Here is a 10,218-nt window from a genome sequence, read left to right as displayed (position 1 = left end):
CGACCTTGACGCAGATTTGTTTCCTAATCTATCTTTTACAGATCGGCTAGGATTTGCAAACCAAGTATTGATTTCCAGAAAATTTAATGATTGGTTGTCCTTACAAGTAATTCCCACCTATTTTCATGACAATACAGTCATCGAAGATAACCAAGACAATGCACAATTTGCTTTAGGGATAGGAGGACGTTTTAAGTTGACGAAGCGACTTGCTTTTATAGGTGATTATGGAATCCATTTAAATAGAGTGGATAACTCCGTATTTAATAATTCACTGGCATTAGGATTAGAAATAGAGACTGGCGGACATGTATTTCAATTACATGTATCTAATTCAAGAGCCATTTTTGCCAATGGATTTTTGGGGCAAGCGAGAGGAGATTTTGGCGACGGAACTATATTTTTAGGCTTTAATATCTCAAGAGCTTTTGGTCTAGGATCTAAAAAATAAACGTTTAGATAACACTTTAAAAATGCTGTTTGACTTCTTGTTAAACAGCATTTTTTGGATTTAATAAAATTAATTTTTATTAAAATGCGGAGAGCTCTCTAAGGAAATATCGGTAATGAAATATTTAGTATCTCCCCAAAAGAAAAAACTGCCAAAACGTTCTTCATACGTGAGTTTCACATATTTTCCTTGATAATCTTTTAATTTTTGGATGACTTCTTTTTCTCCATCCATCACTGAGAAAGGAAAGATTTGAGCACCACTTATTCCTTGACTAATCTCACCTTCCCACGTTTTTACAAGCACACCTTTATTACTAAACTTAATCAACTCACCAGATCGTGTCCCTTCACTATAGGGTACATAATATAAAAAACTATAATATGCGGTAGCCAGTAGTGCAATGGCTAGTAAAAAGATAATCAGTACTTTTTTCATTGGTTTCGTATGAAGTAAATAAATCTAGGAATTATAAATAACCCAATTAATAGTCCTACAATAATAGAGAGACTTCCCATATTTAGGTAAATATCATATTCGTGAGGAGTTGTTAAATCTCCATAAAGTGCATGATAAATAGCCGTGCTCCCTAAACCTAAAGGTACTAAAGTAGCTGCTAGATAACTAATAGCAGTAATCCAATTTGATATTTTTATTAATGTTTTAATATTGAAGGTAGTTTTTACTCTTCAGAAGCGCGTTCTATCAATTTGTCGTTGAGGTGCTTTTTCTGTTTGATCCCCAGTTTTTTAAGGTTCTCCACTTTCTTGATAAGATTGCCTTGTCCGGTTAGTTTTTTCATGGTCGTATCATAACTTCCTTGTACGGTGCGCAACTGATTCCCTACCTTGATAAGATCTTCGGTTAAACTGACAAACTGATCATAAAGACGCCCTGCTTGTACAGCAATTTCAAGCGCATTTTGTTGCTGCTTTTCATTGTTCCACATCGTGTCTATGGTACGTAAGGTGGCGAGCAGAGTAGACGGTGTGACAATTACAATATTTTTCTCAAATGCCTGATTGTATAATTGATTATCGGTATTTACCGCAATCGCAAATGCAGGTTCTATCGGGATAAAGAGCAATACAAAATCTGGACTTTCTACCTGATAGATATCTTGATAATTCTTATCACTAAGTTGCGAGATATGACGTCTTAAAGAAGTGACGTGCTCTTTAAGAGCTTGTTCTTTTAGCAGCTCATCATCTTCATTCACAAAACGTTCGTAGGCACTTAGGGATACTTTACTATCTATAATCATCCGTTTGTTTCCAGGGAGTTGTATGACTACATCGGGAAGCACACGACTTCCATCTTCTACCGTAAAACTTTGTTGCACAAAATATTCTCTGTCTTTTTCAAGTCCTGACTTTTCAAGGACACGTTCTAGCACCAATTCGCCCCAGTTTCCTTGTGTTTTGTTATCACCTTTTAAAGCTTTGGTCAGATTGTTTGCTTCTTGCGTCATCTTTTCGTTAAGCGCTGTGAGCCCTTTTATTTGCTCACGTAAAGAAGAGGTTCTGTCAATAGCTTCTTTGTTGGTTTCTTCTACGCGACGTTCAAATTTTTCAATCTTTTCTTTAAAAGGTTTTAAAATCTCATCTAGATTCTGTTTGTTCCGATCGGTGATTTTATTGGAATTTTCATGTATGATTTTATCGGCTACGAGTTGGAATTCTTTAGTAAATTTCTCGTTGAGTTTTTCTAATTCTTCGCCTTTTTCTTCTAGTCGTTTCTCTAGATTTTGAAACTCCACGTTACGTGCTGTCAATTCGTTTTGAAAAAAGTCTTTTTCCTTTCGCAAGACATTCGCATTCTCTTGTGCTTGTTGGCGGACAGCGTCTAACTGGTCTGCGGCTTCTTTTCTTAGGGTGTGTATGTTTAATTCCGCTTTCGCGAAAGCGTCCTTAGCCTCCCTTAACTGATCTCCTTCAAATTTTAAACGTTCTTGTAAGCCATTAAACTCACCTTTCTTTTTAAGATTTGATATAAACATACCCAATATCACACCAATGATAATGCACGTAATAGCGATAAGAAAATAGATGAGTGTCGAATTCATAGGGTAAAGATAAAAAATACAACGCCATTTATGGTTGAAGCTTTGTTGTATTTGTTACTATATTTTTAACAAAAAGTTTGTAGCAATTCTTATGGGAATTAAACGCGAATGGAGTATCTTAATATCATATAAATATTCTATGAAAAAACAACTATTCTTAATCTTATTTTGCATCCCTTTTTTGGCTTTTGCTCAAAATATCAAACGTGAAAACATCAACGGAAAAATTATTGTCGAAGGCAATGATATTGAAGGAATCACCATTTATAACTCCACATCAAATAAGGGGACAATTACCAATGCAAAGGGGGAATTTATAATTGCTGTCGCTTTATATGATCTTATAGAAGTGAAAGCGTTGGAATATCAGAACATTGATATTAGAGTCAATAAAGATATTTTAGAATCAAAAAAAGTTCGTATTTTTTTGATTGAAGAAATCAATCAATTGGATGAAGTTTTTGTAAGAACTAGAGAACTTACAGGCGATATCACGACAGATGCAAAAAGCGTGAAATTATTCACTCCAAAAAAAGACGTTGTTTATTTTGGGATGGTCAATCAGGATCCCAATGACTTTGTAGAAGATAATCCAGCTCGGATTATAAATACGGCGATTCGATCTGAAGCGGATGCAATGGTATATAGTCTGAATGTCATTAACGTTGTTGATCAATTATTACTACCGCTTTTTAGATCTGAAGTAAAAGATAAAAAAGCAGCTGGCATTCCAGAAGTCCCCGTAAAATCTATCAAATACTATTTGGGTTCTAGCTTTTTGGTAGAGAATTTTAAGATCCCAGAGCATCGTGTAGAAGAATTTATCAGATATGTCGAGGATGATACGTTTGATTTTGAATTGCTAAACTACGGGCATGAGATAGAATTCCTTGAACTCCTCAACAAGAAAAGCAAAATGTTTCTGAATAGTAAAAGTAAAACCGATTAAGCGTCTGTTTTTTAATTTCTAAACCTATTTTGAAAACCAGCTTGAATATGTTTTCGCGAAAGCGAAATAGAAAAGAATAAGAGAAGTAGTTGCATTCTAATATGTAAAATAAACAAACTGTTATTTTCTATCTCTAGTCACGCCAATTATGACTCCAAAATTACCATCGAGCTGCTCCCAGTATCGGGATGGAAGGTAGGTGCGAGAGACAAAGCCATCTAGATACAAGGCATTTTTACATCCCTTTTCTTTAAAGAAACAGGCAAGATCATAAAAATTGATTTGCTCTTTAGACATTGCAAAAAGGGGATTCCCGTTTGGAAGGATTCCCACGGCATTTCTGATATGCACATTGGGCGAGCCTTCATTAAATTTAGGATGGATCTTCCCATCTATAAGTAGCATAGGTCCCGATTGTGTAGCATATTGAATGTCTGGGCTAGCTTTAAAATCAGGTGTTGTGCAGATGGTCGCTTTGTTGTTTTTAGTAATGTAAAAAATACCGTTTGGGTGAAGAAAGAAATTGGTATGATCTCCTTTTTGAGTATTAATAGGCGCTTTCGTACTTCCTTTTTCAATATATAACCCTTGTGGAGAACGGTCTTTTTGATACATCCCACCATTCATTGCAAAGACGAGTTCTTTACCTTCTTTTTCAATACTTGTTTTCAAATTTTGCAGGCTTTCATAATTTTTGCCTTGTGCATTCTTCCAATAAAAATCTAACTGTTGGGTGTTGAGATTGACTTCGTAGCTTAGGATATTGGTATCCTTTTGAGCGGATTGAAAGGGAATAGGAGAGAAGCTGATAAATACGACCAGCAAACATAAGGAAAGAATGATTTTATAAAATCTCATATTCTAAATGTACATAATTCTTAAAAAGAAGCAAGCTACTTATGTATAAATACGTCAAAAGACCTTTTCTGTAGAGGTTACTAACAGATTCCTTTTTAGATCCATAAAGGCATATTTATAGATCATCGTCACTGCTGCTAGCATATTGAGACTCCAAAGCGTGAATCCAACGAATACTAAGTTTTTTGCAGCGGTGTTAAATACGGTAAACTCACTCAACTCAGAAATAAGTGCTCCTAGCATATAGAGGTTGATTAATAAAAAAAGGCTTCCTAAAACAATGCCTACGATCTTGTTTTTAAAGATCATAAGGAGAATAAGCATCCCTAGAATTCCTATAAAAATAGGGTTGAAAGAGAATGGAGGTGTATAACCACCAAGGATTGTTAAAATAAGTAGATAGTACTCAGGAAATTGTAAAAATAGTTGTTTCTTATTTTTCATTTGGTTGTTTCTTGATGGTCAGGATTTAGAGTGCAGCAAGTATTTTTAGTAACTTTCGTTTAATTCCTTTTTCCAAAGTTCGATGATTCTCTTTCTGTCTGCATGGATGAGCGTTCCATGATGTCTCATAGAGTTAACGCCTACCACATAAAATTTATTATTTCTTTTGATCAGTATTGGCGAACCACTATTACCTCTTAACGTCTCTAGCCGATGTTCAAAATAACGTTGATGAACTTTAATCACCTTAGAAGAATCTAAGGTCATCAAATATTTTTCGCTGTAGGTATCTTGAGCGGGATAGCCAACGCAATACACATATTCTCCTTCCTTAATTTCCATTCCGTCCTCCACTAGCGGTAAATAAGGGATTGATTCTAATTTTTCATTTGTATCTATAATTTCATCCGGAATATAAATAAGGGCGATATCATAAGCATTATGTGACTTTCCTTTGTAATATGAATACTGTTTTGGGTATCTGATGTTTCTTTTATACTTAATCTTCAATTGGATAGAATCTAAATGCTTTACATCGCCAATTCTCGATGGGAAAATGGTCATTCTTCTAACAGAGTGAAAAGGCAGTTTCGTTACATTATGAGCAGATGTCAGTAGGTAATTTTTTGAAATAAAGAAGGAAGTAGAATTTTTTGGAGTCCCTGTTTTAGGAAATCTTCTAACGTCTTGATAGCAAACCCCATCAAATTTATTCTTTTGTATAGTTTCGATTGGTATCGCATCAGGAAATTCAGTTGTTTGAGCATACGAATGAGCTGTAGTGAAAATGAGTACAGATAAAGTCAATGTCAAGAATTTCATGATCTTTGTTTTGGTGGCTACTAAGGTGCTTATATAAGATTAGTTGCGTGTTTTCAACATCTAATGTAGGAAATAGAAATTGAATAGGGAATTTGAGAGGGTTTTTGCGAGTTAAGAAATTTTGCTCCTGCCTGCTGGCAGACTAGTTCGCAAAAGAAGCCTCATCAGCAGTCAGGAGCGTATCATGTTCCCTACGAATAGATCTTCTGAATCTAAACGTACTCAGTTCTATACCTTATTAAATAGAAAAAATAAGCTAATAATGTAAGCGATTTAAATACTCTGATGAATAGACTTTTTTATGACACAACCGTATCTAAAGTTATAGTATATTCAAGTTTGGGTTCAGAAGAGATAACATACTGTGTGTCAACAGTGACAGTGCTTTGGTTGTTGTTTGGAATTTCTCTTATAAAAATAGGAACTGTCAAACCACTCTCATTAATGTCAATTTTTAGGTCTTTATATACTTGGATATACGTGTTAATGAGTAGGTGACTATATCCTTTTAAGGTCTCTTCTTTAATGACTGTTTTCTTTTTTGCAAATGATCCTTTTTTGATCAATTGTTTTTTGGATGGATTAGAGGCAAACATGGACTCTTTGCTTACCTCAAATAGCTTCTCAACATCCGTATAATGTTCTTTCAGAAATCGTCCATCTAGAGAATCTGTTTTTTTAAGCCCTAAGTGCAGTTCTATTTTTTCAGGTATAAATACCGTATCATAAGGCACCTGGCTCATTAAATTTATAAAAATAGGCACCTGCTGCTCTTTCATCAAACCAGACTGCATGGTTTCACTTATAATAATATCTGGTGTATTTTCAGGAGCTATTTGATAGGTAGTTGCATTATCTTTTACCAAAGTAATATCATATTCTTCTAAGTCTAATTTAGAAATGATATTTTGTAATACGCTATACGTAAATGGATTTATTTCTAATAAAGTGTATGTAATATCCTCTTTGGGATACCTTAAAATAAGCGGAAGAATCAGTGTTGCAAAAGGGCCTGTGCCCGCATACATAATATGGATAGGCGCCTTCTTTTTTGTATCCTTTATAGCGCGATCTATTCCTTTAATAAATTGTCGAGTTCTCAAAGCATCCTCAAGACATAGCGCCGCCCAAAATGTGCCAAGAGCATTTCCATTCTCATTTTTAATATCATTTCGCCCTTTTTCTATATCCATATTTTGACCAGAAATCTCGTGTAACAAAGATTTATAGTCAGTAGACGCATTTGATAGTTTTAAATAATCAATAGGTTCTTCGAAGTATGCTGACGTTACGCGAACTAGTTCTTTTTTTAGATCAATTGTAGATAGATGGCTCATTGATTTTGGCTATAATTTGTCGTCTATTTTAAGCACATAATGTAGTAAATACATACTGAATAAAAAATGCAAAAAGCTTTTTTGAGTAGGAGAATTTCGCTTTCGCGAAAGCTGTCTCATCAGTAGATAGATGTGTATTTAGCTTCGCTAATCCTAAAATCTCTACGTTCCGAGCGCCTAGTTTGTTTTTCTTAAAACGATAAATCTGTTGGTGAGTTCAAGGATCTCGAGTCCTTTTTCTTTGGCAATATAAGCGATGGTTTCGGCTCTGTAGATGAAGATATGCGTAGGATCCTTTCGATAATGCCATGTCTTAAAATCAATGGAATCCGTATACAACAAGGTCATAACGAGCAATAATCCATTCGGTTTTAATAAACCCACAAGCCGATCAATTTCTACTTTAGGATGATGGAAATGCTCAAACACCTCACAACTCACAATATAATCGTAGGTTGACATAAGAACCCTTTCGTCAGGTGCAAAAAAGGGATCATATTGGACAATGTCATAGTGTTTCTTTTGCAGCATACTTGAAATCACAGGACCCGTACCACTTCCAAAATCTAAGCCTTTATGAGTAGGCAAGAAGGTATCAAGCACATACTGCGTGATGGGCATGGTAAAGTTTTGATACCGAACATCTTCTACGTCATTGTTATGACATTCATAATGTGCTTTTTCTTCATCAGCAGTTATATAGTGGTTTTTATCTTGTACAATCGCTTTGCAGGTCTCGCAATCATAAAAGTGTGAATCTTTTTGGATAGATAATAGTGAACTGCAAAGGGGGCACGTCATATTGGGTTTGGCATTTGGTATATATCCGAGGAGTGTAGTAGTACGATTCTTAAAGATACATTACTTTCTGAATATACAAAATACAACAAGCGTGCGTATTTCTGATGAAAATAAATAGGATACATAGTTAGGCGTATTCCTGAGAACTTCAAAAAAGATTACACTTCATAATATACTTCATTAAAAGGAACTCTGAATCTTGGCCCATAGATTCCCTTGTCATCTCTTATTCCACATCCAATCACCATATTGATTTCAGCACCTGCAGGAAGCTTTAAGAGTCTCTTTACTCTTAGTGTATCACTACCTTCCATCGGACAGGTATCATACCCAATAGCAGCCATACTTATCATAAAGTTTTCAGCAGCTAATCCAGCACTTTTATGAGCCACAATCCGCATATCACTTAACCGGGTTTGTCTGTAGATAGGTTTAAACAATCCAACAATTTGAAAGATAACATATTTGATGACACCTAAAATCCCCAAGAAATCTGTGTAAATCGTAGGAATCAATTTGCTATAATAATTCATAGCCATTTTTTTACGTTTCAAATCACGTTCGCTAAGATCTTCTTTATCATACACCTTATCCAAAAAAGCTATATTGGCTTTTGCTCGTTTTCGCCACAAATCTTTACGAGCCACGACAACAACTAGTTGTTGTGCTGTTTTTGCTGCGTTCTGGTTAAAACAAGCCTCAGCCATGTTGTCTAAAGTCTCTTTATTGGTAATATGATAAAATTCCCAAAGTTGAAGATTACTACTCGTTGGCGCTAAGGAAGCATTCACTAAGCATTGTTTGACTTTTTCAGAATCGATGGGGACATCTTTATATACTCTCGTTGATCGTCTGTAAGCAATAGCCTCTGAAACTGTTTTTTCCATGTTTTCTCAAGTGAAAATTAAATAGTAACGTTTATTTTCAATCCAATACCAAAATAGTTGCTTAACGTTTTTGTGTGAAAATTAGATGAACGTATAGGATCGTACTTTAACCATTTCTATGGAGGCATCAAGATACAAATATAAGTACGCTTTCGCGAAAGCATAACGAACCCGCTTAAAATTATCAAACATCAGTTGATCATTGTTATGGTTTGTTTGTGTTAATGTGTAGAAAATAGAATAGTCTATGTGTTCTTTTTAGGAGGAATCACTCAAAAAAACTATCCGTTAGAAATTGGTAAAACACGAAGGAATTTTTTATTTTAATGCAGAACTACCATTTTTAATGTAGTTGACTTACCATTAGATACATATCTTACGAGATATATCCCGTTGGAAAATTCCTCTGTATTTAGCATTGTTTTTTCAGTAATACTAGTGATGTTCTCAATCCTTTTCCCTGCGAGATCATAGATATTTAGTTTAGCATCTTTGGTAATGGAGAAATGTTCGATATTGAAAATTGCTTCGTCCGAAACAGGATTTGAAGCTAGATGAAATAATGGGGTATCCGTTATGAAATCTTCGAGACTAAGTATTTCAGATACTCTAAGCGTGATATTCTGCGAATTACAGATAACATCAAATATATAATCTAAGTTATTATAACTTGCTGTTGTAGTGCTTTCAGGAGCACAATCTGTGATTTCTGAGTCAGATGAGAATACTACAAATTCATCTCCAATTTGTGGTTCAAACGTTAGATTGACTTCAAATCCACCTGTAAAGTATGCCTCCTGTGAGTTTTCTATGAAGTCGTGATCTACTCCAAGAATATATCCATTAATATCGATTAATAATGTAGCAGTTTCTGTTTGATTATAATTTGTGGTGTTTAATTGCTGAATTCCTGGTCCTGGATCAACATACCCATCGTTAAATTGTGGACTAGTAAATATGGAAGGAAACCGAAATGTTCCAGAACCTTGTAACGTTCCATACTCTACAAATTCTGGATATTCTGGATCTTGAAAAAAATAATTAGAAAAAATGGAGGCGTCATCCATGAGTATGGTACCTTCATTCAATAGTAGTAATTCGTTGTTTGTAAATACTAATCCATTAAAGTGATGATCAATAGTCGAGTTCAACACCGTTAAAATTCCAGAATTGCTAAATTCCTCATTAGCTGTTCCTGTCCCTATAAAAGAGGCGCCATCTAGGTAAAATTCATCACTAGCACTTCTAAACTTGGCACCATTTTCAAGGAAAATAGTAAAAGGATTTCCAGTTCCCATGGTGGCAGCGCCAGTTCCAGGCTGTACCCACACGTTTATATCATCAAGCGTGATGTCATGGTTTCCTGTAATAAGAAGATTTGCTTCTTGTATTCTAAATGTTCCACCTCCTGTGAAGGTAACATCATCCCAAGTTACGGTGCCGTTTACACTATAAAATAAAGTACCGATGACCGTAGGATGTGCCACATCCTTATTTTTAATTTCTAAATACCCATGGTTGTACCCATCAATAGATCCGCCACTAGGCCCAAAATTGTTAGCTCCACTAAAAATTAAACTTGCATTTTCTTCTACCTGAATGGT

Annotated in this window: 11 protein-coding genes; 2 read left to right on the top strand and 9 right to left on the bottom strand. The window is 35.0% G+C overall.

Features of this window, described 5'->3' with window-relative positions; translation table 11 throughout:
• A partial coding sequence (locus Q0505_RS10055; protein WP_299212332.1) for a DUF5777 family beta-barrel protein occupies positions 1-451 on the top strand: 451 nt, incomplete at its 5' end.
• 69 nt (positions 452-520) lie between these two features.
• Here the strand turns inward: Q0505_RS10055 and Q0505_RS10050 are convergent.
• Positions 521-889: a 6-phosphogluconate dehydrogenase gene (locus Q0505_RS10050; protein WP_299212329.1), complete on the bottom strand. Its 369-nt coding sequence runs from the start codon at positions 887-889 to the stop codon at positions 521-523.
• 244 nt (positions 890-1,133) lie between these two features.
• A complete protein-coding gene (rmuC, locus tag Q0505_RS10045) occupies positions 1,134-2,516 on the bottom strand; it encodes a DNA recombination protein RmuC (protein WP_299212326.1) in 1,383 nt (460 codons plus the stop codon).
• A gap of 139 nt (positions 2,517-2,655) precedes the next feature.
• On the opposite strand from rmuC, the gene Q0505_RS10040 reads away from it, so the two are divergent.
• A complete protein-coding gene (locus Q0505_RS10040; protein ID WP_299212323.1) occupies positions 2,656-3,465 on the top strand; it encodes a carboxypeptidase-like regulatory domain-containing protein in 810 nt (269 codons plus the stop codon).
• A 120-nt stretch (positions 3,466-3,585) separates the two neighbouring features.
• Here Q0505_RS10040 and Q0505_RS10035 read toward each other — a convergent pair whose 3' ends face one another.
• The 7 genes from Q0505_RS10035 to Q0505_RS10005 all read right to left on the bottom strand — a co-directional run.
• The gene (locus tag Q0505_RS10035) at positions 3,586-4,323 is read right to left on the bottom strand and encodes a phosphodiester glycosidase family protein (protein WP_299212319.1); all 738 of its coding nucleotides are present in this window, start codon (positions 4,321-4,323) and stop codon (positions 3,586-3,588) included.
• A 54-nt stretch (positions 4,324-4,377) separates the two neighbouring features.
• The gene (locus Q0505_RS10030) at positions 4,378-4,767 is read right to left on the bottom strand and encodes a hypothetical protein (RefSeq protein ID WP_299212316.1); all 390 of its coding nucleotides are present in this window, start codon (positions 4,765-4,767) and stop codon (positions 4,378-4,380) included.
• A gap of 45 nt (positions 4,768-4,812) precedes the next feature.
• On the bottom strand, positions 4,813-5,589 hold the full coding sequence (locus Q0505_RS10025; RefSeq protein WP_299212313.1) for a trypsin-like peptidase domain-containing protein: 777 nt from the start codon (positions 5,587-5,589) through the stop codon (positions 4,813-4,815).
• Between the two features lie 299 nt (positions 5,590-5,888).
• Positions 5,889-6,926 carry a hypothetical protein gene (locus Q0505_RS10020; RefSeq protein ID WP_299212310.1) on the bottom strand — a complete coding sequence of 346 codons (1,038 nt, stop codon included), beginning with the start codon at positions 6,924-6,926 and terminating at the stop codon, positions 5,889-5,891.
• 177 nt (positions 6,927-7,103) lie between these two features.
• On the bottom strand, positions 7,104-7,727 hold the full coding sequence (locus Q0505_RS10015) for a class I SAM-dependent methyltransferase (protein ID WP_299212307.1): 624 nt from the start codon (positions 7,725-7,727) through the stop codon (positions 7,104-7,106).
• A gap of 158 nt (positions 7,728-7,885) precedes the next feature.
• The gene (locus Q0505_RS10010; RefSeq protein ID WP_299212304.1) at positions 7,886-8,614 is read right to left on the bottom strand and encodes a nitroreductase family protein; all 729 of its coding nucleotides are present in this window, start codon (positions 8,612-8,614) and stop codon (positions 7,886-7,888) included.
• A gap of 323 nt (positions 8,615-8,937) precedes the next feature.
• On the bottom strand, positions 8,938-10,218 hold a 1,281-nt coding region (locus Q0505_RS10005), incomplete at its 5' end, for a T9SS type A sorting domain-containing protein (RefSeq protein WP_299212301.1).

This window comes from uncultured Dokdonia sp. (assembly GCF_937910895.1).
Classification (GTDB): Bacteria; Bacteroidota; Bacteroidia; order Flavobacteriales; family Flavobacteriaceae; genus Dokdonia.
Note: the sequence above shows the minus strand (reverse complement) of the source record. Positions and strands in the feature narration are given on the sequence as shown.

What these genes read in the sequence shown, in the direction of transcription:
- Q0505_RS10050 (WP_299212329.1), bottom strand. Translation starts at nt 889, where the DNA reads ATGAAAAAAGTACTGATTATCTTTTTACTAGCCATTGCACTACTGGCT.
- rmuC (WP_299212326.1), bottom strand. Translation starts at nt 2,516, where the DNA reads ATGAATTCGACACTCATCTATTTTCTTATCGCTATTACGTGCATTATC.
- Q0505_RS10040 (WP_299212323.1), top strand. Translation starts at nt 2,656, where the DNA reads ATGAAAAAACAACTATTCTTAATCTTATTTTGCATCCCTTTTTTGGCT.
- Q0505_RS10035 (WP_299212319.1), bottom strand. Translation starts at nt 4,323, where the DNA reads ATGAGATTTTATAAAATCATTCTTTCCTTATGTTTGCTGGTCGTATTT.
- Q0505_RS10030 (WP_299212316.1), bottom strand. Translation starts at nt 4,767, where the DNA reads ATGAAAAATAAGAAACAACTATTTTTACAATTTCCTGAGTACTATCTA.
- Q0505_RS10025 (WP_299212313.1), bottom strand. Translation starts at nt 5,589, where the DNA reads ATGAAATTCTTGACATTGACTTTATCTGTACTCATTTTCACTACAGCT.
- Q0505_RS10020 (WP_299212310.1), bottom strand. Translation starts at nt 6,926, where the DNA reads ATGAGCCATCTATCTACAATTGATCTAAAAAAAGAACTAGTTCGCGTA.
- Q0505_RS10015 (WP_299212307.1), bottom strand. Translation starts at nt 7,727, where the DNA reads ATGACGTGCCCCCTTTGCAGTTCACTATTATCTATCCAAAAAGATTCA.
- Q0505_RS10010 (WP_299212304.1), bottom strand. Translation starts at nt 8,614, where the DNA reads ATGGAAAAAACAGTTTCAGAGGCTATTGCTTACAGACGATCAACGAGA.